General features: G+C 52.0%; 17 protein-coding genes. 7 read left to right on the top strand and 10 right to left on the bottom strand.

Annotation, left to right across the window (positions count from 1 at the left end):
- Positions 1-165: 165 nt before the first annotated feature.
- On the bottom strand, positions 166-1725 hold the full coding sequence (locus tag MRY86_RS03450; protein ID WP_293563107.1) for a hypothetical protein: 1560 nt from the start codon (positions 1723-1725) through the stop codon (positions 166-168).
- A gap of 212 nt (positions 1726-1937) precedes the next feature.
- Between MRY86_RS03450 and MRY86_RS03445 the strand changes: the two genes are divergently transcribed.
- Positions 1938-3458 carry an ATP-binding protein gene (locus MRY86_RS03445; protein WP_293563108.1) on the top strand — a complete coding sequence of 507 codons (1521 nt, stop codon included), beginning with the start codon at positions 1938-1940 and terminating at the stop codon, positions 3456-3458.
- Between the two features lie 23 nt (positions 3459-3481).
- On the opposite strand, the gene MRY86_RS03440 is transcribed toward MRY86_RS03445, so the two are convergent.
- From MRY86_RS03440 to lpxK, 8 genes are all read right to left on the bottom strand, one after another.
- On the bottom strand, positions 3482-6877 hold the full coding sequence (locus MRY86_RS03440) for a prolyl oligopeptidase family serine peptidase (protein WP_293563109.1): 3396 nt from the start codon (positions 6875-6877) through the stop codon (positions 3482-3484).
- A gap of 61 nt (positions 6878-6938) precedes the next feature.
- Complete coding sequence (locus MRY86_RS03435; protein WP_293563110.1) at positions 6939-7421, bottom strand: hypothetical protein; 483 nt, start codon at positions 7419-7421, stop codon at positions 6939-6941.
- A 92-nt stretch (positions 7422-7513) separates the two neighbouring features.
- Positions 7514-10060: a replicative DNA helicase gene (dnaB, locus tag MRY86_RS03430; protein WP_293563111.1), complete on the bottom strand. Its 2547-nt coding sequence runs from the start codon at positions 10058-10060 to the stop codon at positions 7514-7516.
- 135 nt (positions 10061-10195) lie between these two features.
- The gene (locus tag MRY86_RS03425) at positions 10196-10771 is read right to left on the bottom strand and encodes a hypothetical protein (RefSeq protein WP_293563112.1); all 576 of its coding nucleotides are present in this window, start codon (positions 10769-10771) and stop codon (positions 10196-10198) included.
- A 132-nt stretch (positions 10772-10903) separates the two neighbouring features.
- Complete coding sequence (locus MRY86_RS03420) at positions 10904-11557, bottom strand: sigma-70 family RNA polymerase sigma factor (protein ID WP_293563113.1); 654 nt, start codon at positions 11555-11557, stop codon at positions 10904-10906.
- Positions 11548-12630 (bottom strand): glycosyltransferase, encoded by a 1083-nt coding sequence (locus MRY86_RS03415; RefSeq protein WP_293563114.1) that lies wholly within the window; start codon positions 12628-12630, stop codon positions 11548-11550. Before MRY86_RS03415 ends, MRY86_RS03420 begins: the two co-directional genes overlap by 10 nt.
- Before the next feature lie 37 nt (positions 12631-12667).
- Positions 12668-13957: a 1-acyl-sn-glycerol-3-phosphate acyltransferase gene (locus tag MRY86_RS03410; RefSeq protein WP_293563115.1), complete on the bottom strand. Its 1290-nt coding sequence runs from the start codon at positions 13955-13957 to the stop codon at positions 12668-12670.
- The gene (gene lpxK, locus MRY86_RS03405; RefSeq protein WP_293563116.1) at positions 13958-15025 is read right to left on the bottom strand and encodes a tetraacyldisaccharide 4'-kinase; all 1068 of its coding nucleotides are present in this window, start codon (positions 15023-15025) and stop codon (positions 13958-13960) included. It lies immediately after the preceding gene.
- 24 nt (positions 15026-15049) lie between these two features.
- On the opposite strand from lpxK, the gene MRY86_RS03400 reads away from it, so the two are divergent.
- Positions 15050-15793, top strand: a complete 744-nt coding sequence (locus MRY86_RS03400) for a nucleotidyltransferase family protein (RefSeq protein WP_293563117.1) — start codon at positions 15050-15052, stop codon at positions 15791-15793.
- Here the strand turns inward: MRY86_RS03400 and pyk are convergent, their stop codons facing one another.
- Entirely contained in the window at positions 15794-17227 is a 1434-nt protein-coding gene (gene pyk / locus MRY86_RS03395) for a pyruvate kinase (protein WP_293563118.1), read from the bottom strand.
- Between the two features lie 359 nt (positions 17228-17586).
- On the opposite strand from pyk, the gene MRY86_RS03390 reads away from it, so the two are divergent.
- From MRY86_RS03390 to MRY86_RS03370, 5 genes are all read left to right on the top strand, one after another.
- On the top strand, positions 17587-17829 hold the full coding sequence (locus tag MRY86_RS03390; RefSeq protein WP_044146360.1) for an acyl carrier protein: 243 nt from the start codon (positions 17587-17589) through the stop codon (positions 17827-17829).
- 213 nt (positions 17830-18042) lie between these two features.
- Positions 18043-19290 (top strand): beta-ketoacyl-ACP synthase II, encoded by a 1248-nt coding sequence (gene fabF, locus MRY86_RS03385; RefSeq protein WP_293563119.1) that lies wholly within the window; start codon positions 18043-18045, stop codon positions 19288-19290.
- A 206-nt stretch (positions 19291-19496) separates the two neighbouring features.
- Positions 19497-20231, top strand: coding sequence for a ribonuclease III (rnc, locus tag MRY86_RS03380; RefSeq protein WP_293563120.1), 735 nt, complete (start codon positions 19497-19499; stop codon positions 20229-20231).
- Between the two features lie 11 nt (positions 20232-20242).
- Entirely contained in the window at positions 20243-21571 is a 1329-nt protein-coding gene (locus MRY86_RS03375; protein ID WP_293563121.1) for a hypothetical protein, read from the top strand.
- Positions 21572-21662: 91 nt separating this feature from the next.
- On the top strand, positions 21663-24086 hold the full coding sequence (locus tag MRY86_RS03370; RefSeq protein WP_293563122.1) for an OmpA family protein: 2424 nt from the start codon (positions 21663-21665) through the stop codon (positions 24084-24086).
- The last annotated feature ends 4 nt before the right edge of the window (positions 24087-24090 follow it).

The raw sequence follows: 24090 nt of genomic DNA, 5'->3' as shown, positions 1-24090 counted from the left end.
ACCGAAAATACGGTCTTCCGTCATGTGGGAAGAAATCAGAGCAAGGGTTAACCTTGCGTTAGCTTGCTTAAGGTTTTAGATCATAAACGATCCCGGAGTTTTATCGCTTCCGGTTCGAAATAATTTAAACCTACCTTTTAGCCAGCACCGACAGGAAAAGGAATTTCAATACGATCGCAGTTTCTCCTCCAGCCCTCTCAAGTCCGCCGGCCCGGGGACATAGGGCTCCACAACCTGCCCATCGATCAGCAGTAGGTGCCGGGGGAGGACAATTGGGCCACCTCCATAAAACTGTTCAGCAATCCATTTTCGCAATACCGTCCCCGCCAACACATGGCGCCCGTTAAGCTGATAGCGTTCAATCGTTTCCACCCATCGCGAATAATGATAATCCGGATCATCAATTGAAATATACAATCGGTTGTACCCGTTGGCATTGAGTAGGCTATCGGCAGCTTTGTTATTGGCAAAACCTTGCAGACAAGGCTTGCACCAGGTAGCCCAGAGGTCGATGTAGTACTTGCCTAATTTCAGGTTAACTCCCTGATTCACAAAAGTGAAATCCGTCATCCTGCCAATATCGTCTATGATGCCTGTGCGCCAGGGCTGATCGTGGGGCGGAGGCGGTTGCGGTTCTGATTCCTGAACGATTTCGGCGTAGCGAACCGGGTTCTTATTGCGGGCAGCAGATAAGGGCTGCAAGTAGCGGCTCGACGGGTAGATAGTCTTGAAGTAAGCCAACACAGGCTCCCGTGTACGGTCAAATTCCGGGCCAATCAGCGAGGAGTAGGAAAAATGCAGGTAGCGGGCCAGCAAAAATTCACGTAGTGTATCATTGGGTTCCAAAATAGCAGGTGCATATTTCGCAGGGATGTAAAAGAGTTGCCCATTAACTTCCACTGTAGTATCGGGCAGGTTTGCGTATCGTTCAGCTTTCAGTGCCCGGAGCCATTCGTAGCGAAGCCGGTCGATACGGCGAAACGCATATGCTGCGTCCCGAAAAGGAGAAGCTGCTGCGGGCTTCCCATACCGGAGGAGCTGTTCCGAAAGGTTAATTTTTTTCTCTGTAGTAAGCGCCTCGTCAGATTTCCCCCACTGGTCATGGTACAGGCTATTGATGAGGCTCTGACAGATGTACTCCCGGAAGTGCGCGCTTACAATCGCGTGAAAAGCGGTATCAATCTCATCCCTGTGCAGCAAACTGTCGTAAGGGTGAAGGATGGATTCAATTTTAGCAATGATGGTATTCTGTATGTTTGGCAGCGTGGGCTGGAGGTCATAAAACGGCTGCAAAAACCGGATAGGAGGGGAGTATTGCCGGTCGAAAACAGCCCGGGCTTCGTAGCCAGCTGCATTAGGGCCCTGTACGTGCAATTCAAGTTCCCGACTACCAGAGAGGTACTGAAAATCCAGCTGAACGCTATCGCCGGGATACAGGTAAAAGGTGTGGTACTGCCTGGGTTGGGGGGCGTACTCCTGCGGCAGCCCGATAGTTACCGCCCGCATCTTTTCAGCCGGAAGGCTCAGTCGGAAGGACTGCTTTTTTAACAACAGCGTATCGTAAGCTCGGGGCAGCTCGAATTCGCCTGCATTGGTGTAGAGAATGTTTTGAAAGGGATAGTCGGCGGGCATCTGCCCAATAATGGTGATCTGAGCCAATAAACTTCGGTAAGAGAGCACGGACAGAAAGGCGAGTATCAGTAATGGGAGATGTAGTTTTTTCATAATAGTGTGGGTTTCTGCTCTAAAAATACGGAAAAATTGTAGAGTACCTGTAAAGTAAGCCCCGGCGAATTCCGTACTGCCGGGAACTTTTTTGTCCTCCTGGCCGGTAGAAAAAGGGGTAACTTCACCAGGGTTTGCCCTGATGGAAGTGAGGGAGGAGTTGGGAGGTAAATCTCGGGTAGTAGCGGCATTAATTTCTTATCTTTGAACGTATGAAGTATCCAATCGGCATACAGGATTTTCGGGAGTTGCGCGAAGGCGGCTATGTTTATGTGGATAAGACGGAATATCTTCATCGGATTATTGAAGGAGGAAAACACTTCTTCCTCTCCCGTCCCCGCCGCTTTGGCAAAAGCCTGTTACTTTCTACCATAAATGAACTGTATAGAGGCAGCAAGGAGTTATTTCAGGGGCTTTGGATTGAAAATCACTGGGATTGGGAAGGGAAGTACTGGCCCGTCATTTGGTTGCGGTTTGCCTCCTTCAACTACAAGCATAACGAGCTCAAAGCAGCCATTCGGGAAGGCGTGGAGGAAGCCGCCGAAAGCTTGGGGATTGAATTGGATAATCGTGAACTTACGCACCCGCTTCAACAGCTCATTCAAAAAGCGTATCATCACTTTGGTCAGAAAGTGGTATTGCTTATTGATGAGTACGACAAGCCGATTATCGACTACCTTGACGAACCTGAGAAGGCGGAAGCTAACCGGGATACACTGAAATGGTTTTATTCGGTTATGAAAGATAGCGACCCCTACCTGGAACTCGTTTTCATAACCGGCGTTTCGGCCTTCAGTAAAGTCAGTATCTTTTCTGACCTCAACAACCTGTACAACCTTTCACTCGTGGCCCCGGCCCGAACCTTGCTCGGCATCACACAGGAAGAGCTGGAGCACTATTTTGCGCAGCCCTTGAAAACCGTGGATAAGGAGGAGGTCCGGCGGTGGTACAATGGCTATTCCTGGGGCGGCACAGAGAGAGTGTATAATCCCTTCTCTATTCTTAGTTTTTTCCGGGGTGGGGGAGAGTACCGAAATTTTTGGTTCGAGACCGGTACACCGACCTTTCTCGTAAAAGAAATGAAGAAGCGCAGCTATTTCAACCTGAGGGATACGCTGGCCACCCAGCATGACCTCAATAGTTTCGACCTTCGTAATTTACAGCCTATCCCCATCCTTTTTCAAACGGGATACCTCACCATTAAGCACTATGAGCCGGCAGACTTGGTTTATACCCTGGATTACCCCAACCAGGAAGTCCGGCATTCCCTTCAGGAAGTGCTTTTGAAAGAGTACCTCGATTATCCGTCTGAGAATCCGGTGCCAAAGGTCTTGCGGTTGCGGGAGGCGATGCGCTCCGGTCATTTAGAGGAAGCTTTTCAGATTATCAATTCGGCTTTTTCAGAAATTCCTTACGATCATTGGAAAGGGCAAACGGAGCATTTTTACCACGCTGTAGTAGCTTTGATTTTTTCATTGTTAGGGACCTACATTCGCTCAGAAGTACATTCTTCCCGGGGTCGCTGCGATGCGCTGGTAGAAACGGCTGATCGTGTTTATGCGCTTGAGTTCAAATTGGATAAAAGTGCGGGAGAAGCGCTTCAGCAAATTCAGGATAAAGGATACCTTGAGCCCTACGCGGACTCGCTCCGGCAAAAAATTGCAGTAGGCATCAATTTCTCTTCAACAGAACGGCGTATTGTGGAATGGGAAGCGGTGGAGCTATATTTTTAAAGTCCGCTTCTGAGCATTTACTGTTAGTGAGATAGCACATGCTCAAGAAATAAATACTGATATGTCATCTCCCGGATCCGCGTCCGGTAGGGGATATCTCCTGGGTGATAGTTCTTGCCTAAGTGCAGAAGAATGGGAGCATCATTGGTCTGCAGGGCGCGATACCGGGCGGCTGCTTTCATGATTTGCCAGTAGGGCGTTTGCAAATCGTAGAGGCCGCCCAGCATCAGGATGGGCGGATAAGCCTGTGCTTTGATGTTTTGGTAGGGCGAGTAAGCCTGCAGCGCCTGAAGCTCTGCAGGCCGGTCGGGGTAGCCCCACTCCGGGTATTCCAGGCTAGTGAGCGGTAGGAGGCTGTCCAGGGAAATACCGAGGGCATCGAGAAAGGGGTAGTCCAGAATAGCAGCGTCAAACAGCTGAGGGTGCTCATTAAGGGCGGCGGCGGCGATCAGCCCCCCAGCACTTTGCCCGTAAGCAAAGGTCCTGGGAAGGTGTAATTCATAACGGACGTAAGCGGCGCAGGCCAGGTAGTCTGAAATGCCAACAGTTTTGTTAGCTCCCCGGCCCGCCCGGTACCACTGCCAGCCTTTAGCACGGCTGCCCCGTACGCTAGCCTGGGCCACCACATAGCCCTCGTCCATCAGCAGGCGCTCGTACTCGTCAAAGTTGGCCTCGCTAAAGCCACCGTAGGCACCATATACGGATAGCAGCACGCCTCTGGTGGTTTTCAGGTTTTTGAAGTCGCTCCGGTAGCTGAGCCGCAGCGGTACCCGCTCTCCGTCTTCCGCCGGGACTTTATATAGGGTGGTTTCATAAGCGGCTTCCAGTGGGTTGCGCAGGCAATCAATTGGTTGTTCCGTGAGCTGCCGGGTAGCCAGATTAATAGTATACTGCGTGAAGGGCTGATTGGGCGATTCAAAGTAATACCGGCAGGTATTGGAAGCGTAGTCTGTAACTTTGTCCAATTGCACGGATCCATGAAGTTCCGGCAGGGAGAGGCTGTCCTGCAATACCCCATTTTTGGAAAATAAATACAATTTGACGATGGCCCGGTCAATCGCTTTGACCAGGAGGTAGTCCGCTGTGGCACGTACTTCGTCAAGGGCTACTGTAGGAGGGGCTGTCCAGAGTATTTGGTCCGAATGGCCATCTGTTTTTAGAATGCAGGATTGGAATGCGGTATCCCTTGCTGCCAAGTAGTACAAATCCTCGTCGAAATAGAAATCGGTGCTGTACCAGTCTGTGCCATGTAGGCGGAGGAGTTCTACACCTTCGGTACCCTCTTTGATCCTGAATAATTCATTGCCATTGCTGTTCAAACAACTGAGCAGCAGGGTGCCCTGCACTTCATATAGCTCTAATTCAAACTCAGGGTCAGTCGCCTCAAACAGCAGTCGTCTGTCACCGTGCTGAGGCTGGTAAGCATAGCAGGCATAGGCGCGTTTGCTTTCATTCACAACGGTATAGACCAGCGTGTTTTCGCTAAGCCATTCCATTTCATACAACTGGTCAGAAAGGGAGTCTACCTGGTTGGAGGCCAGCATTTTTATTCTGGCAGAGTTGGCATAGGCATCACCGTTGCTCAGGGTAAATGCAAGACTCCCATACTCCGGACTGGGCTGGTAGGAGCGTAAGCTTTTGCCATCAGGCAGGTCAGTGGTGAAGCTGAGGAGCATTCTGGGATCACTCCCGCTGCTATCGGTCAGGAACAGGCCCCGGTTATCCCGGTAGACATATGGATGCCTGGGTGGTGTGGAATTGGTATCGCAGCGCCCCAGCGTCATTAGCATTTTGCGGAAAGCGGAAAACTGCTGCCGCTTCCAGGGGATGTATTCATTGAAAAAGTAGCAGTTTTCGGTATTGATGTAGGCCTGGGTTTGGTTGTCCCGTCTCTCCATCCACCGGTAGGGATCAGCGATAAGCCTGCCATCGGGCAGCAAAAGCGTATCGGCTTGTGCATTGGCAGCAGGCGGGAGCATTTCCTCTTTGACGAACCACCTGCTCCACTGCTGATGCAACGGCCCTTTCCGCTCCAACGACTGCACATCCCCGGCACTTAACTCAGGGTACCGCGCGGTCTGTTCAAACGCCTGCCAAAGGGAGTCTTTGTATTCGAAAGGAAAGGTGGCCAGGCGTGCATCGCGCTGATCATGCAGCAGTTGGTCATCTGCCTCATCGAATGGGGATGCATCGGGTTCAATACCTTGTACCCAAATCTGCCGGGTAAGCCGGTAATTGTGGCTCAGGCGTTGGAAGACAGGCTGCCCCGGACTGAGGAACTCCGCGCGGCTGATGTGCTGCTCCGTCTTGATGTTTTTGAGAAACCAGCGCCCATTTTGCTTCTGGTAATCAACGGCGAGCGTACTGCGGTCGGGAAAGACCTGCCAGGCGCGGTGTCGTTTATAGTTGTCAAACCGGGCCAGGGGAGAAAGCTGACACCGGATAGCGACCACGGCAAAGCTTTCAATGTCGACATAGATGATTCCTGAAAAGATCGGGTCTTTCATACGCTGATGCCAGCCTTGAAAAATAGGATCTTCACCAGGTAAAGGCTTGAAAGTAATGGCGTAGCAGGGGTGGCCGTTAAACATCACCGCACTTGATTTAGCGTAGGCATATTTGTCGCGCATGGTGGGGTCCAGGAAATCTGACCGGTACTTCACTTTATCCTGAGAAAGCAGTGCAAGGGGCCCACCTTGTACATGTGGGTGCAAATCTTCGGTACTGCTGTTATCACTTAACCGGACGCCCAGCATTTTGCATTGATCCTTCACTGTGTTGTAGTACTTGAAATACACGGGGTTGGAAAGCAGCACAAAGTGGTTGGCAAAGCGGTTGTCGGCCCGGCCTTCGTAGGCGCCATCGTAGTAATGCCGGAAGGAGCGCCTGGTAAACCAGCGGCGGGGGTAGGGGGTGTAGTAAATATCAGCCATGGCTTCATCTACGGTAGCCAGTTGCCCGCCTTCCGAAAAGGACTCCCGGTAAAACGTATGGAGCTGAACCGCATCCCGGCTGTAATTTTTACGAATGGACTTGATAGCGTTGCGGACGATTTCCTCTGCGCTCAGATTTTCCGCCTGCCCTTTGATTTCAGCGGCTTCCAGCAGTACGGGTTTGGGTTGCAGCCCAATGCGCAGTTCCTGATCTGAGGGTTGCACCTGAATGATGGTGTCCCGGTACCCTACATAAGAAAGAGTCAACTGATCCCTGATGGGCCCTCCTTTCGAAAAATGGAGCAGGGCTTTACCTGCCAGATCAGTAGTTGTCCCGGTCTTATTTTCTTGCAAATAGCAGTGGGCGAAGGCCAGTGGTGCACCGGATGTTGCGTCTGACACAGACAGGGCCAGATGGCTTTGGCCAAAGGCGGCGGAACAAGCAAGCAGGAACAGTATACCCGGAAGAAAGTAGCGAACAGGCATAATGACAGGGGTTTATACGATATGTTCTTAGAGCGATCTGAAGGACAGCTCTTAGCTTTGATCAATGCTGATAAGTTCGGATTTCAGGCACCTGATCATTCCCTTCAGCTAATGCATCCTCTACCAGGAGCAAGGTGTCATTGAGCTCGAGTATTTTCCAATACTCAATGATGGTACCTGTCCCATTACCCTGAAGTCTATACTTCATTCTTAATACAGTAAAGTCATCTATGATTTTCCAGGTGTCAGCATCTTTGACGAAGCTGCTGTCACCGCAGATTAGGTCACCGAAATTATAATCGAAATCGGTCGCGTCTGTGAAGACCAATACGTCATCCAAATCACAATCATCGGTTAAGGCTATGCCACCTTGCACCCTTGAAGTGAGGTGCCAGTCCTTCTGAGTCAAAAGATCTAAATCCTCAAAATCTGCAGTTTTGTTGCAGCCCGGGAAAAAGACAAAAGCTACTGCCAGGAAAAGGATCGTTCTTTTCGAGGTGTGCAGTAACGATAAGAGGGTTGGGACGCTCTGTTCTGCCTTCATAATGCTACACCATTAAGTAATAGGGATGTGGTTTTGTACCTGGTACTAAGACAGGTTTAGGTGTGTTTTTATTGTCAGCTGCTCAATCTTAACTAAAACGGGATATCCTCATCATCATTCATCTTAGAAGGCCGGGTGATGATGTTGGGCGCCTGTGGGTCCCCAAAGGTATCCCCGGGCAGGTCGCCAAAGTCAGGGTCATCGAGGTCGGAAAAGCGCGCGAACTCGGCTTCAAAGCGCATGCGGACGGTTTCCAGGGCACCATGCCGGTGCTTGGCGACAATCAGTTCGGCTACGTTTTTGAGGGACATGCCTTCCTCGTCTTCTAGGATATCATAGTATTCTGGTCTATATATAAACGCCACAATATCAGCGTCTTGCTCGATGCTTCCGCTCTCACGCAAATCCGACAGCTGCGGCCGTTTGCTGCCCCCGCGGGTCTCTACCGCACGGCTCAGCTGAGAAAGGGCGATGACCGGCACGTTAAGTTCTTTTGCCAGGCCTTTGAGGGCACGGGAGATGGCACTGACCTCTTGTTCCCGGTTACCGCGCTGATTGTCCCCGCCGCCACTCATCAGCTGCAGGTAGTCGATCACGATCAGGTCGATGTCGTGCTGCATCTTCAGGCGGCGGCATTTGGCCCGGAGCTCGAAGACGTTGATGCCCGGCGTGTCGTCAATGTAGATGGGGACTTCGCTGACCCGTTCGAGGGCTGCATTGAGCTGTTCCCACTCGTAGTCCTCCAACTGCCCGTTCCGCATTTTCATACCGGAGATCTCCGCTTCCATCGCAATGATACGCTGAGCGAGCTGCAGGGCAGACATCTCCAGAGAGAAAAAGGCGACTGCTTTTTTGAAGGTCATGGCGGCGTTTCGGGCCAGAGAGAGGGTAAAGGCGGTATTATGCGTGACGGTCATATCTTCCAACAAGAAGCGCCGGTTGCCGTCAATCTCAAAACCGTAGTAATCGTCTACTTTGTCGTACTCCACCTGAATACCGGTGACTTGCCAGTTGACCAGGCTCTTCCACGGGGCGGCTTGTTTGCGCTCCACTTTGACCGGCACTTCATCCAGATTGCCATAAATCCGGAGCCGGTAAACGGTAGATTCATAGCCGATGCTGCTGATGACCGCTTGCTTGGGCTTGAAGCTCACCCGGTAGCCAAGGCTGTCGCAGAGGAATTTGATTTGCCGGGCCAGGTCTTCATTCTTTTGAGTGATTTCATACCCATTGGACTGCGCGAGATAGTGCCCGTCGCTGTCAATCAGCCCGGCCAGCAACTCCAGCCGCTTTTGACGGCTATTGATAAGGTAGGCTTGTGGAATATGTTTATTTTGCAGTACCTCCATTTCCCGGAGTACGCCCTGAATACTGTACCCATGCCGGCCTTCTGCCCGGTTGCTGATCCGGTGTTCCGGGCATTTTCCTTCCTGCTTGTAAGTGACCAGCTCCAGCCCTTTTGCCTGAGCCAGTTCCTCCAAATAGGCAACTACCTCCTCATCCTGATTGATGATGTTGCTTTTGTAGGAAGACCCATCACCCAGCCAAAGCCCCAGAAAATAGGGGGGAAGTGGAACCGCCTGTTCCTGAAAGTCGACGGCAACTTTATAGCCTTTGTAATTACTCTGGAATTTAGCAGACTTTGCCAGGTAGTCTCTTACCGAAATATCAAGAATGCTGCCACGCTCCCCTTTACCTTCCTGACGGCTCTTCTTCAGGGAAAGGATATGGCTTTCGTTCACCCGGTAATCCTTACCCTTGTTTTGCCGGATCCAGTACATCCGTTCCCGGCCTCTTGCAATCGTCAGGACACGCCTCGGGGTAGAATCGTCACCCATGAGCAGGTCGCCGGGCACCACGTCCTCTACTTTCTTTAGGCTGCCATCGTACATCAGCACCTTAGTGCCTTTGCCCAGGCATTTACCCATGCCCGGACGCGCCGCCAAAATGATCAAATCTGACCGCTGCAGGCCGGACGTCAGGCGGTCCAGGTCGGTAAAGCCGGAAGGCACTCCGGTCAGGCCATCTTCCTTCTTGCGCAGCTCTTCCATTTGCTTCTGGGCCTTGGCGGCAAGGGAGGACATGCTCTCCACGCCCCGGCTCATATTCTGCTGAGCAATGGAAAAAAGCCCCTGCTCGGCATCATCCAGCAATTCAAAAACATCTGTGGAGTCTTCGTAGGCGTCGGTGATGATTTTGGTGGATACGGTGATGAGCTCCCGCTGCACGAATTTCTGAGCAATGATACGAGCGTGGTATTCGATATTGGCGGCGGAAGCGACTTTATTAGTCAGCTCAATGAGGTAGTAGGGGCCGCCGGCGGCTTCCAGGTCGCTGGTTTTCTTCAGTTCTTCCGTGACGGTTAGCAGGTCAACGGGCTGCGATTTCTCAAACAGCCGCATCATGGCTTTGTAAATCAGCTGATGGGCATCGAGGTAAAAGCTTTCGGCCCGTAAAATATCAAGGACCACGGTGAGGGCTTCCTTATCCAGCATAATGGCGCCCAGCACGGCTTCCTCCAGGGGCACGGCCTGTGGCTGCACCTTTCCGAACACGAAGTTGGAAAGTTCTTCCTTTTTCTGCCGCCCGCCTTTTCGGTAGGCTGGCTTATTGCCATCCTGGTATTTGTCGCCCGCCATATTTTGCTGTGCTGTTTTTTTTGCAGCTTACAAAGCTAAGGCATTCTGTGCACAAACGGGGCGAACCCCTTTCACTTATTGCTAAGAAGAGCTGTTGGTAACCAAAGAAAAAATGTGGAAAAAACCCAAGCAGGACTACTGGTAAGTCTTCAGGAAATTGTTGTACTGCTCCAGGGTAGACTGCCCAATAGCTTCAGCCAGGTGAATGAGTCCTAATGTAGCATCCAACTGAGCCTTAGGGTGGTCTGCAGCCTGATAAAAGTCTACGGTAGCAATTTGCTGAAGGAACTGATTGCCCTGCTCCAGGTACATGTTTTGCAAATCATAAAGCAGGGAAAGCTGCTGCACCAGTTCGGGGGCAAAATGTTGCGTTGCTCCGGTAATCTGAGCCATTTCCCAAGCGGCCCGGCTCAGGAAAGTTTGGTCGTAGCCTAGTTCCAGATCGATGCCATCTGCGGTGCCCTTCAATTTGATGGTGTCTCTGGCGGCAGAAAGCTGTTGGCTTCTCAACCGGTTATCTTTAAGGTTGTTTTCGAGTGCCGATCGGTTTTGTTTTACTTCAAGAAGGATAGCCTCCATCGTTTTTGCTGCAGCGGCCTCCTGTTTACGCTCCTCATTGCAGTTGTTGACAGCGAGAGCCAGAAAAACAGCCAGCACCACGGCGGGCACTTCCAATAAAACCTGACTTAGTATTGTCTTGAATGCGGTCATACTTTAGGCATTATGCCTTGAAGATACGACCTTATTAGGGTTAGAAAGGGCGAAGAAATTGGGAAATTACCTGCCGCACAGTAAGGTTACTGCACGGCAGGGGATCTTCGCGAACAGGGGGCAATCCCCTGCTTAGGCACGCTGACGCACCTGGTCGATGTAGGCGCCGGCGCCGGGTTGGTTGAGTAGGTTGCTCAGGACTTCCTTGGCACGGAAAAGCTGGGCTTTCACCGTTCCGAGCGGAATATCGAGCTCGGTGCTGATTTCTTCGTAGCTCATTTCCTCGAAGTAGCGCAGTTCTATCATCAGGCGGTACTTCTGGCTGAGGTGGCCGAGCAGTTCCCGCATTAGGCCAAGGCGCTGATTGCGGATGATCTCCTGCTCCGGGTCCAGGGTGTAGGACGGGATGTTGCTGGAGTAATCGCTGCTGTTGTCGCCGTCCATTGGTTCATCGATGGAAAGGATTTGCAGGCGCTTGCGGCGAATGTGATCAATACCATTATTAATGGCAATGCGGAACAGCCAGGTGCTGAATGCGTAGCGGGGCACGTAGCTGGAAAGCTTGGAAAAAGCCTTGCCAAAGGCTTCGATTGTCAAATCGTCGGCATCCTCGCGGTTGTTGACCATCTTCAGCATCATGTGGTAAATCGGCGTGCGGTAGCGGTTCATCAGCGTTTCGTAAGCGCGCTGATTGCCGCGGATGGCTGCCTTGACGATGCTGTAGTCGTCGTTTGTGGAAGAGGTTGTCGTCTGCTTTTGGGTTGGGTTTTGTACTGCTATGTCCATGGTTCCTTTTTTTTGAAAAGGGCTGGCGCGAATATCAGGTAGTACAGGATGAACAACGCATCGAACAAGGGAACCCAAAACACAAGTGAGGGGTCTCGAAGCTTTCTCGTAATGAGGCCGTACATCGCCGTAACCACCACTATCCGTACCAGATAGTTAATGAATACGATGGTTTCCAAATTGTGAAATAGGATCAAGGCAAGACCAAAAACATAGTGCCCAAAGTGGCTCGCTGACAGTGCGCCCAGCAAAAGCTGATGCACCGGGCGGTACCGGGTACCAGTTGATAAATGCCTCGATTTCTGGCGATAGTAGCCTCTCCAACTACTTTTGGCTCTGGAAAAGACGAATGCTTCGGGCGAAAGGATCACCCGGGTATTGTATGGCGTAGCCACAGCGTTGATGAACAAATCATCGTCACCGGAGGTCACGTCCATGTGATCATCGAAACCACCTGCCTCACGATACAAGTGTTTGCGATAAATCAAATTTCGCCCTACTCCCATGTAGGGCATCCCAACGAATGCGAATGAAGAATATTGGACAGCAGAATAAACCGTCTCAAAGCGGATGGCGGCATTTAATATGCCTTTCTCACGAATGTAAGGGCTGTATCCTAAGCCTATTTCGACCCTATCCCGTATGAATGCTTGCATGTGCTCCAGCCATTTGGAGCTAACGGGTCGACAATCGGCGTCGGAAAGTAGAAGAATGCTATGTTTTGCAGCTTTAATGCCCTTGCTTAAGGCTGCTTTTTTCCCACGACTTACTTTGGTTGTAAGATTAGCTACGCGCAAGTTGGGATTTTTTCTTTTAAATTCCAAAAGAATTTCTAAAGAATTATCCGTAGAAGCATCATTTACAACCAGGACCTCGAAATCAGGGTAGTCCTGAGCCAGGAAAAGGGGGAGGTTCTGCCGGAGGTTCTCTGCCTCGTTATGAGCGCAAATGATAATGGATACGGGCTCCGGAGGTACTTTGGGCGGCGGTGGCTGCCGGTACAGCGCAAGCCTCGAAAACAAACCCAGCCAATACAAAAGCTGCACAAAGGTGGCAGCCAGAAACAGGCCCAACAGTATGGGTTCCATGGCTTCGGGGTAGCCCATAGGCTCAGGGGTTAAGGTATTGCACGGTAGCCTTCAGCAGTTTGGCCCGCTCAGCCTTTACTTCATCAAGGTGCTTCATGCTTTTGGCCTTTTGCCGGTTTTTGAATTTCGTGGCCACCGGTTGCCATTTCAGGTACAGCCAGCCGGTGAGCGGAAGGCTCAACAGGTAGAGCCATCCCGCTGTGCGCCCCAGCCAGGCGCCTATAGCCCAGGATTGCAGGGCATAAAAAACAGGAAAGGACAACAATCCGCACAGAATTTGTACCGAAGCAGTGTAGCCGATATAAAGGTCAAGTTTTTCAGAAGCCAGTTTGGGTAGATAACCAGCGAGTAAATTGTTTACCCAGCCGTATAGCGCAAAAGGCGCTCCGAGTATAAGGAAAATCAGAGCTGCCAGGCTGGGGCGTTTGGCTATAGCCTCGTCGGTAGTCCGGGCTTCCATAAGTTTAGTCCAATACCTTTGCTGCTGCTCTACATACGCCTGGTAAGCCTCCGGAGCTTGTTGCGCTTGCTTCCGTAAACCTTCGATCCACATTTTCGTACGCCTGAAGTGATCGGAGCCTTTCAGCGGGTGGCTGTTTCTTAGCAGTTCTTCTGCCCGTAGTATGATGGTATCTTCGGCTTCATCTTTTGTGTCAATCGTGTGGTCTCGGATGGCCTGCTCCAGATCATGCGTAAGCTGCCGGGCGGCCTGAACCCTGTCTGCCTTGAAGGCTTCGGCGTAATCCCGTGCAAGAATCGGAGGCGCTGCATTGACTGTCATACGGGACCGGAAACGGTTCGGGTGGTCATAGGTAAGCCCAACGGGCAGGATTTTCAGATCCGTCTCGAAGTTCTCCTGAGCGGCTGCCCCAAGCAAAATACGTGCCGTGCCGGTCTTAAAAGAGCGCACCCGCCGTTCCATATCGCTGCCACCTTCGGGGGCTATAAACAGGCACCCGCCCTTGTTGATAAACTGCTGGCTCTTTCGGAAAGCGTTGGCATTATTGATCGGCTTGCCCTTGGTATCCTGAGGGCGCTCCACCGGGATGCAGTAGAACGTATTGAAAAACCAATTGGTAAACGGGGTCTGAAAAAGACTGGCATTAGCCAGAAAATGCACCACTTTGGGTACCCGGCAGGCGGCATTGAGAGGGTCGAGCAGGGTATTGGGGTGATTGGATACCAAAATACTGCCGCCCCGGTAGCGCAACCGGTCCAGGTTCATCCTCGTGGCATTAGGGTAGTAAACCCGGAAGGAAATCTTGGTAAGCAGCTTCAGGAACTGATAAATAAGGTAAAGGACAGGGTTCATCTACACCTGAAAATTTAAGAGGTATTGTTGGATGGTTTCGTCAAAATCGGCAGCCTGACCGAAGTGGAAGCGCACTTGTACCGGCAGGGCAAAAACAGGCAGTTGATGCTCCTTAATATATTGATGGTGCAACTGCAGGCGCATGGCGTCTTTCTCGGTGGTAAGAATCACCTTCCGGTTGGTCTCCATACGGTCAAAGTTAGCTTTGAGCTGCCCCACATCATATTTGGTAAAGTAATGATGGTCTTCGTATTCCATCGCTTTGATGTGTTCAACCTGCTCCTCCAGGTAAGTTTGCAGGTAGTCCGTCCGGGCAATAGCAGAAATCAGCAGCACCTCCAGTTCCGGCGTAAACTCCAACCGGTAACGTGGATTCAGAATGAAGTAAGGCTGCCCGTAATCGTAATACGAGAAGTACAACTTCTGATGGGGCAGTGGGGCAATTTCTGTTGTAAAGGCCTGCCGTTCCTCCTCCGATAGCTGCGGCGGGCACTTACTGACAACAATGATATCAGCCCGCTCGTAAGCCGAGCGCCATTCCCGCAGCCGGCCTGCAGGCAAAAGGTAGTCCCGGGTGAAGGGATGGCTGTATTCGGTGAGCAGGATATTCATGCCGGGCTTCACCGACCGGTGCTGAAAGGCATCGTCCAGCAGTATCGCTTTGGTCTCGGGCCGGGCCATCATGATTTTGGGGATGGCAAAGGTGCGGCTTTCACAAACGGTGACCATGATCTCCGGAAACTTGCGCTTAAACTGCAGGGGCTCGTCACCGGCCTGCTCGGCAGTCATGTCGGCGTGTACTTCCAGGTACCCCTTGGTCTTGCGGCCATAGCCCCGGCTTAGGGTAGCGATGTCGATGTAGTCCTTCAACAATCGGATGAGGTACTCGATATGAGGGCTTTTTCCTGCACCTCCAACCGATAAATTGCCAACGGAGATGACCGGAAGATTAAACTCCACTCCCTTGAGCAGCCCCTGCTTGTACAGGAAGTCCCGCGCACTGACACCGACGCCGTACAGCAAAGAAAAGGGGGCGAGTAGAATCTGTACAAGTTGTTTTTGTATCATAGCGGCTAAAATAATAGAATTATCATGAAAGCTATGATCTTCGCTGCCGGCCTTGGCACCCGACTCCGCCCTTTAACCAATGACCGCCCGAAAGCGCTTGTGGAAGTTGGAGGGTACCCACTGCTGGAAATCGCTTTGCGCCGCCTTCTGGCTTTCGGGTATGAGGAAGTGGTCGTTAACGTTCATCACTTTGCCGATCAGATCGAAGATTTTCTGCAAAGGAATAATAATTTCGGGGCGATTATTCATATTTCCGATGAAAGGGAGCAATTGCTGGACACAGGGGGCGGCCTGCGCAAGGCTGCAAAGTGGCTACAGGGCGGAGATTCTTTTTTGGTGCACAATGCGGATATTCTGACCGATCTTGACCTGCACACTTTGCGGCGCGCCCATGACGCTAGTGGAGCACTTGCTACTTTGGCAGTGCGGGACCGGAAGACCTCGCGTTACCTCCTTTTTGATGAAGAGGGATTGCTCAGTGGCTGGAAAAATGCCAAAACGGGGGCAGAAAAAATCAGCAGAGTGGTACCTTCCACCACAGCATTGGCCTTTAGCGGGATACAGTATCTCCACCCGCGGCTGTTTGATTACATGCCGGAGCAGGAAGCCTTTTCAATTATAGACGTTTATCTGAATGCCGCCCGCAGCGCAAAGGTAGCCGGCTTTCGGCACGAGCATTCGCAATGGCTGGATGTGGGAAAGCCAGATGCGCTGGAGCCGGCGGCTGAACTTGCCCGGGCTTTATCCGCATCTGGCTTTATTGGGTGATTACTCGACCGGCGTGATTTTCATCATGTTGGTCCGGTGGCGGCGATGCAGCGGCATACTACCGGTATTGATGATGACATCACCTGGTTTGATACGCCCTTCGCGTTTCAGAATTTCCGTTACATCCGCGATGGTCTCATCGGTGGTGGTGAACCGGTCGTAATAGAAGCAGCGCACGCCCCAAACGAGGTTGAGGGTAGCCAGCATGTGCATGCGATCGGAGAAGATGTAGATATCTGTCTTCGGTCGGTAACTCGAAACTTTGAATGCGGTGTAGCCCGAGCTTGTCATACCGATAATTGCTTTGGCATTGACCTGCATAGCCGTCTGTGCGGCATTGAAGCAAATGACATCGGAATGGAACGTCCGGGTCTTTGAGGTTGCGATCGGGCGGCGGTCCTTGAAGTCGTAGTGCGTCTCTGCCTCCTCGATGATTTTATTCATGGCTTCCACCACCTTCACGGGGTGCTTGCCCACGGAGGTTTCTCCACTCAGCATTACCGCATCCGCGCCATCGAGTACGGCGTTGGCTACGTCGGTAATCTCTGCACGTGTCGGGCTTGGGTTGGTGATCATGCTGTCCATCATCTGCGTGGCGACAATCACCGGGCGGGCCCGCTGAATACACTTAGCAATGATGTCCTTCTGAATGAGCGGCAGGCGCTCCATAGCCACTTCGATGCCCAGGTCACCCCGGGCAACCATAATCGCATTGGAATGCTTGATGATTTTATCAATCCGCTCTACCGCCTCCGGCTTCTCGATTTTGGAAATGATTTTGGCAGGATGGTTTTTCGCTTCGATGCGTCTGCGTAAATCTTTGAGGTCTTTGGGGTGCCGTACGAAGGATAAGGCAATCCAGTTGACCGGCTGTGTGAGGATGAACTCGAGGTCGACCAGGTCTTTTTCCGTCAGGGAAGGCAGGGAAATTTTGGTGTTAGGCAGGTTGACGCCCTTGTTAGAGGAAAGGGTGCCGCCAAAGAGGGTTTTGAGCTTCACCATATCCTCTTTGTTGGTTTCAACGACTTCAAATACGAGCTTGCCGTCATCCACGAGCACGCGTTCGCCCACCTTGACATCCCGGGCAAAGCTTTCGTAGCTCATATAGATTTTCTCCATGGTGCCCACGCACTTTTCGTTGACGAGAGTGATCACGTCCCCTTCTTTTAGCTCGAGGGCATTATCCTTGATTTTGCCTACGCGGAGCTTAGGGCCCTGCAAGTCAGCAAGAATGCTAATGTGCAGGTTGTACTTCTCGTTGATGTAAGTGACGTGGTCAATGACCTGTTGATGATCCTGATGGGTGCCGTGGGAAAAGTTTAGGCGGAATACGTCCACACCCGTTTTGACCAATTCCAGCAATTGATTGTAACTGCTACAGGCAGGGCCTACAGTTGCCACAATTTTAGTATTTTGATGGTCAACGACTTTCATGCGTCCGGTAATTTTTTGATTGGGTGTAATTTGTGTTTGCAACAGACTAAGTGTAAAATTTACAATAATCCTAACTGTAAAAGTACGCTAATCCTTATAATATACAAACCGCCCAGGGTTAAAAACCTGTGAACAAATAGCTGCTCAGGGGCGTGGAGGGGGCTATGCTCTGCACAGTCAAAGGTCGCTTCCAAAGAAAAAACGGGGGCTAAAACTGAAGCCTGAATCGGCTGGGATTCAGCAATAGCAGGGTATTTCGGAGGTTCAGGGGGGCAACTTTTTTTTGAAAAACTTTGGTAGTCAAGGTTCTTCTACGTTTCTTTGCATCGCAATTGTAAACCAATAAAGCGAATTCACTTATGTCTAGCATTGCAGAAAGAGTTAATAAGATCATCGTCGACAAATTAGGTGTCGACGAATCAGAGGTGAACCCGGATGCAAACTTCACGAACGATCTGGGGGCCGACTCTCTGGACACCGTGGAGCTCATCATGGAGTTCGAAAAGGAGTTCGATATCGCTATTCCGGACGAGCAGGCCGAAGCTATCCAAACGGTAGGCCAGGCTGTTTCTTATCTGGAATCACAGGTTAAAGAAGCGTAACAGCATTTGCTGTTTCCGGATTTAACGCATACAAATTAGAGGCTTTCTGAGGAAAGTCTCTGATTTGTATCTCCGCGCCTTCTTTAATATTGCATTTTGAACCTCCCGGCTACATTCTCTACCAAATACAAGGCGCAAATTTCCAACCAAAACAATTGACGGGCATAACTTAGCCGTTGTAACAGGAGGCTGGAACCAAATCAAATTAAGCCAATGAAAAGGGTTGTCGTAACAGGACTAGGAGCAGTAACCCCCATCGGAAACTCAGTTAGCGAATACATGGAAGGCCTGCAGAAAGGCCTCAGTGGTGCTAATCCTATCACTCATTTTGATGCTTCCCAATTCAAGACTCAGTTTGCCTGCGAACTCAAGAATTTCCAACCTGAAGAAAAAGTAGACCGCCGCGAAATGCGCCGCATGGATAATTTCACCATCTATGCGATGTACAGCGTTGCGGAGGCCATGGAAAATTCGGGTATTGATGTTGAAAAGGTCAACGTTGACCGGGCAGGTGTCATTTGGGGCTCCGGGATTGGCGGTCTGGCTACATTGGAAAAGGAAATCGAAGATCATATTACGGGCAGCGGTACACCCCGCTATAATCCCTTCATGATCCCCAAGATGATCTCCGATATTGCCGCCGGGCTGATCTCTATCAGATATGGTTTCCGAGGCGCAAATTTTGCGACCGTTTCTGCCTGCGCTTCTTCTTCTCATGCGATTGGAACGGCATTCGATCAAATCCGCCTTGGCCGGCAGGATATCGTCATTACCGGTGGCTCAGAAGCTACGGTGACGAAGGCAGGGGTAGGCGGATTCAACGCCATGAAAGCGCTCTCTACCCGCAACGATGATTACCAAACAGCGTCCCGCCCCTTTGATGCCGATCGCGATGGCTTCGTCCTTGGCGAGGGTGCAGGCGCAATTGTACTAGAGGAACTAGAGCACGCCAAAAAGCGGGGGGCAACCATCTACGCTGAAATTGTTGGTGCTGGCGCCACAGCGGACGCCCACCACATCACGGCCCCACATCCCGAGGGACTGGGTGCTGGCAATGTTATGCGGATCGCCCTGGCAGATGCCGGGCTCAATCCGGAAGATATTGATTACATCAACGTGCACGGCACGTCAACCCCACTTGGGGATATTGCAGAGGTCAAAGCCATTCAGCAGGTCTTTGGCGAGCATGCCTACAATTTGAATATCAGCTCTACTAAATCCATGACCGGGCATTTGCTTGGCGCTGCCGGAGCAGTGGAGTCGATTGCAGGCATCCTGGCCATTCAGCATGGTTTCATCCCGCCTACGATCAACCACTTCACGGATGATCCGGAGCTGGATGCCAAGCTAAACCTAACCTTCAACGAAGCACAGGAGCGGGAAGTCAGAGCGATTCTCAGCAACACTTTTGGCTTCGGAGGGCACAACTCCTCTGTGGTATTTAAGAAGTACGAAGATTAGGCACTTCTGCGCCTGGGGAATTGGATTCCCCAATCGCAGGCGAGCCGTCTTTTAGGGAGGCTGGTCCGGGCCCGCCGCATTCATTTGAGCGGGCTTAGGCTACAGGTTTCCCGTTGGTTTTTAAAAGAGTAGAGCGGCAGCGCGCATCAAGCCCGTTGCCGCCCTGCTCCTTAGATAACAATATCTTTTCACAAAACACTAAGGTTTTGTTGCGGCTCGTATTTAGGTTTTACAACCATTTTTTATCTGAGGATAAGGAACTGGCTCGCCGTTTGCGGCAGCTCATTGGTTTCACCCCCGCCAATATGTCTATATTCAGGCTGGCTTTTTCCCACAAATCTTCCTCTTCTGAGAAGCCCTACGCAGTACAGAACAACGAACGCCTGGAATACCTGGGCGACGCCGTGCTCGGTACCATCGTAGCAGAGTATCTCTTTAAGAAATACCCTAACAGTGACGAGGGTTTTCTCACCAAAATGCGCTCGAAGATTGTCAAGCGTAAATCCCTTAACCTGATCGGCGATAAGATGGGGCTGGATATGCTGCTCTCTGAGTACAATCAGACCCGCCTGAGCCGCTCTATGCTGGGAAATGCCGTGGAGGCACTCGTTGGCGCAGTTTATCTGGAAAAGGGTTACAAAGGCACGAAGCGCTTCGTCGTCAATAAAATCCTGCGCAACTACGTGGACGTACACGAGCTGGAAACCGTGGATGACAACTACAAGAGCCAGCTGCTGGAATGGTGCCAGAAAAACGGCCAAACCGTTACCTACAAGCTCCTGGCACGGTATAAGTTCGAAAAGCGGGACCGTTTCAAAGTCGCCGTCATGGTGAATGGCAAGAAAATGGCCACCGCCGATGACTTCAATAAGAAAAGCGCCGAACAAACCGCTTCCGAGAAAGCGATGCACTCAATGGGCATTCTCGATACGGAGGACTAATCTGTTACAATGTGAGCTGGACCTACGCCACCCTGCAAGCGTACGCACCGAATACCCTCGTCCTGAACCGGGCACGGGCACTGTTCTACGGGCGAAAGTGGGAAAACGTAGCTTCCGATGGCGATGCCCTTTGGGGCATTTGCAAGTCCACCGGTGAACTTACCTATCCGGTCATGGTAACGCTCGACGGGAAAGCCTTCTGTTGCACCTGCAAAAACCGGTACCGTCCCTGTCAGCACGTACTGTCCCTGCTGCTTTTCTTCCTTCGCAAAAATGATCAGATCACACCTGCCGATGAGCGGCCGGGCTGGGTCCGTGATGCGGTCCGGCAACCGGAGGCCCGAAAGTCAGCTGTAGTAGATACAAGCGAACGCGAAGCCCGCCTGAATAAACGGATCGTGGAGATGAAGTCAGGCGTGGAAGAGCTGGACCAATGGCTTCGTGATGTCATCAGGCAGGGGCTTTCCAGCCTTGAAGGGGCAGAGCCAGAGTTTTGGGAGCGCATAGCGGCCCGCATGGTGGACGCTAAACTGGGGAGTGTCGCCCGCCGCATCCGCAGCTTCCCAAAGTTGATGGAAGCAGAACAGTGGCATGGCAACCTGCTGGGGGCTTTGTCTGAACTCTATCTGTTTGTACAAAGCTTCCGTCAGCTGGAGGGGCTGCCGCAGGCCCTCCAGGTTGAACTGTTGTCCTACGGAGGCGTCAATTTGAAGAAAGAAGAGGTGCTGGAAGGGCCGGCTGTCTCAGACCGCTGGCTGGTGATCGGGCTGGTGGAGGGAGAAGAAGAAAAGCTTCGTTACCGGCGCACCTGGCTGGTGGGAGAGCAGACCGGCCGGTTTGCGCTTATTTTGGACTTTGCGTGGGGGAACGAACGTTTTGAAGGGCATTGGGTTTTGGGCAGTGCCCTGCAGGGTGAACTGGTGTACTATCCTGGTACCTATCCGTTGCGGGCGCTGCTGAAGCGGGTGCAGCCTTACCGGCAGCCTATGAATGCGATATCCATTACGGAGCATGGGCAGGAAATGCTGGAAGCCTATGCGCAAGCGCTGGCTAAAAACCCTTGGCTTTCCGGCTTCCCGGTATTACTGGGGCAGGTCCGGGCGGTCTGGCAGTCGGAGAAAGTCGTGCTCCTTGATGCCCAGGGCATGGAAATACCTGTGCAGGCAGAAGAGGCACATGAGTGGGTACTGCTAGCCGTAGGAGGGCGTCAGCAGGTTACCGTTTTTGGAGAATGGACGGGCAAATCGCTACGGGCACTTTCTGTTCTGGACAGTAGCCGGGTTATTCAGCTTCAGGGGCCCCCGCCCTCGGATTTTGGCGAAGCGGAGGATATGCTTTGAAACCGGGCATTACTTTTCTGTGTTTTATCGTCATAAGGAGTGTACAAGTCGTTTCCGGCCGATTTCTTTTAAGTTCTGCCTATACTAAATTATGAGAAAGCCCTTCCTACCACTGTTATTCCTGCTTCTTTTGGGTTGCTGTGCGCTTCCTGCCAACGCACAGGGTACGCTGCAGGAGGTTGTCAATACCACTTACGACGAACTTTACCCAGTCGTTAATATGCAGGGCGATGCCCTATACTTCGCCCGCTTTGGGCACCCCAGAAACCGTGGCGAACAAAATGCAAGCGACGTTTGGGTGACCTACCGTTCTGCCAGTGGTATTTGGTCCAAACCAGTAAACGTTGGCGCTCCTGTCAACACCAGAGGAGCCGAATGGCCACTAAGCCTGAATACTTCCGGAAGGCAGCTGTTGGTTTATGCGGCCGGAAAGGGGCAGCTGCGCCGCTTCCGGGAGGCTGGCCGGCTTTGGAGCCTGTCAAATACGCACCATCTGGAGGGCGGCCACGCAAGTGTACCGGAAGCCTTTTTTCAGATTGCGCAGGACAATCACCATATGATCTGCGTGCTCCCGCAAAAGGGGCACCCTGCTCATAAAGACATTTACCTGAGTACCCGGACGGATGCAGCCGCCTGGAGCGCTCCCATATCCCTACCGAAGACGATCAACAGCCCTGCCGATGAGCAAAGCGCTTATCTCGCTCCGGACAACCGGACCCTTTATTTTTCCTCTAACCGCGCTGGTGGCAGCGGGGGCTACGACTTATATATGGCCAGGCGAAAAGGAGCGGGATGGAATAATTGGACTGAACCCGTCAACCTGGGGCCCGCAATCAATACCAAAGCAGATGAGTTGTTCATCAGCATTCCGGCTTCCGGAACCGAGGCGTTTGTCGCGCGCCGCCCAGTAGGCAGAGATGTGGATATTTTGCAAAAGGCATTGCCGGAAGCACTCCGGCCTGAGGCATTGCGCCTGATCAAAGGCGAGGTGCAGGTTGATCGCCCTAGTTTGGCCGGAGAAGTTGAGGTGCGCCTCGAGGATACAAAAGCCGGGAAGGTAGTGCAGGTTGCTGAAGTCGATGCAGACGGGACCTACAGCCTATTGCTTCCCGCTACGGAAAAAGGAGTGGTTTTTGCGGATTTACCTGGCTATTTCCCGGTGGCGCAGCCGGTGGAGACCTCTGGTGAAGACCTGGCTGCCAACGCTACCGTGTCGAATAGTATTGCCGCAGCAATGTCAGAGGAGGAGGCGGATATCCGGGCCCTTCACCTGCACCTGGATAAGCTGGACAATGAATTGCTGGAGCTAAAGCGCATGCGGCAGGAGGCACTGGCTGAAGTCCGCACTCAGCAATACGGGCTGGATTTGCCTCCGCCTTCCGACCCCGAAATTGAAGCCCTGCGCCACCGTTATCGGTATTTTACAGAAGTAGTGGCCCACCAGGACACCTTACCGGATGATGGCTACGACGAGGCTGCTGCTGCCGAACAGGAGCTGGAAGATATGCAAGCACGGTTTAAGCGGTTTTATGTGCATAAGAAGTCCCTGCAGGAGGCGGAACAGGAAATAGCCGAAGGAGAACGCCACCTTTGGGAAGACCAACCCACCTTCGAAGAACTTCAGGATCAGGCCAAAGCAGAGCTGGAACAGGAATTGATCCCTGAGGTGGAAAAGCGGCTGATACAGGAAATGGAAATCCCCGTCAAGGTGGAGCCTAGCCCGGCTTTGACGGAATCAGAGCGCGCCTCCCTGGAGCAAAAGGCCCGGCAGCTGCAAGCTCAAATTAAGGAAGGGCTGGTCTCTGCCAATGGTCCTGCCCCGGACTGGGCCGCCAAAGGTGGATTTCAGCCTGCCGAAACGGAACCGGAAGCCTGGGAGGCTCAGGTGCTGGAAGGCTTAAAAGCGGCCATGGAGGATGAAGTGGCAGAAGCCTTAGCTCCGCAATTGGAAGAAAAAGTGGAAGGGCTGGTAGAAATAGACGGGCAGTATCAGGTCAAGAAACTGGAACGGGCGATGGTGCAGCAAAAACTCGACCGCAAAGTGGCACAGCAACTGGCTGCAGAACCCGTTCAGCCTGCTAATGACGATCCTGATGCAGTGCCTGCTCTTGTGCCGGCTTTATCATCGGCTCCTGCTGCCTATCAGGAGGTCAGCCAAAACCTTGCCTTGATCCCGGGGGAAATAGGTCAGAATATCGCGCTCAATAGCGTACACTTCGAGAATGGTACGGACCGTCTGAAGCCAGAGGCTTATCCCGAACTCAACCGTTTGTTGTCTTTCCTCAACCAGCACCCGGGGCTGATTGCAGAGGTCGGTGCCCATGTTGGTGAGCCCTATTCCTATGCCAAAGCGCTTGAACTGACCCGGCAACGGGCTCAGGTAGTGGTAAGTTTTTTAGTCGGGAATGGCATTGATGCCACCCGCCTGCAAGCCAAAGGGTATGGAAAAGCTTTCCCAAAACCCAACCCGGTCTTTTCCGAACGTCTTGAAATACGTATCATTGGCAAAAATTGAAAGG

Origin of the sequence: Phaeodactylibacter sp. (assembly GCF_022763345.1) — a bacterium.
Classification (GTDB): Bacteria; Bacteroidota; Bacteroidia; order Chitinophagales; family Saprospiraceae; genus Phaeodactylibacter.
This window is presented reverse-complemented; position numbering and strand designations above follow the sequence as displayed.

Bases quoted from the DNA above. Each gene is read 5' to 3' on its own strand.
- MRY86_RS03450 (WP_293563107.1), bottom strand. From the start codon at position 1,725: ATGAAAAAACTACATCTCCCATTACTGATACTCGCCTTTCTGTCCGTG.
- MRY86_RS03445 (WP_293563108.1), top strand. From the start codon at position 1,938: ATGAAGTATCCAATCGGCATACAGGATTTTCGGGAGTTGCGCGAAGGC.
- MRY86_RS03440 (WP_293563109.1), bottom strand. From the start codon at position 6,877: ATGCCTGTTCGCTACTTTCTTCCGGGTATACTGTTCCTGCTTGCTTGT.
- MRY86_RS03435 (WP_293563110.1), bottom strand. From the start codon at position 7,421: ATGAAGGCAGAACAGAGCGTCCCAACCCTCTTATCGTTACTGCACACC.
- dnaB (WP_293563111.1), bottom strand. From the start codon at position 10,060: ATGGCGGGCGACAAATACCAGGATGGCAATAAGCCAGCCTACCGAAAA.
- MRY86_RS03425 (WP_293563112.1), bottom strand. From the start codon at position 10,771: ATGACCGCATTCAAGACAATACTAAGTCAGGTTTTATTGGAAGTGCCC.
- MRY86_RS03420 (WP_293563113.1), bottom strand. From the start codon at position 11,557: ATGGACATAGCAGTACAAAACCCAACCCAAAAGCAGACGACAACCTCT.
- MRY86_RS03410 (WP_293563115.1), bottom strand. From the start codon at position 13,957: ATGAACCCTGTCCTTTACCTTATTTATCAGTTCCTGAAGCTGCTTACC.
- lpxK (WP_293563116.1), bottom strand. From the start codon at position 15,025: ATGATACAAAAACAACTTGTACAGATTCTACTCGCCCCCTTTTCTTTG.
- MRY86_RS03400 (WP_293563117.1), top strand. From the start codon at position 15,050: ATGAAAGCTATGATCTTCGCTGCCGGCCTTGGCACCCGACTCCGCCCT.
- pyk (WP_293563118.1), bottom strand. From the start codon at position 17,227: ATGAAAGTCGTTGACCATCAAAATACTAAAATTGTGGCAACTGTAGGC.
- MRY86_RS03390 (WP_044146360.1), top strand. From the start codon at position 17,587: ATGTCTAGCATTGCAGAAAGAGTTAATAAGATCATCGTCGACAAATTA.
- fabF (WP_293563119.1), top strand. From the start codon at position 18,043: ATGAAAAGGGTTGTCGTAACAGGACTAGGAGCAGTAACCCCCATCGGA.
- MRY86_RS03370 (WP_293563122.1), top strand. From the start codon at position 21,663: ATGAGAAAGCCCTTCCTACCACTGTTATTCCTGCTTCTTTTGGGTTGC.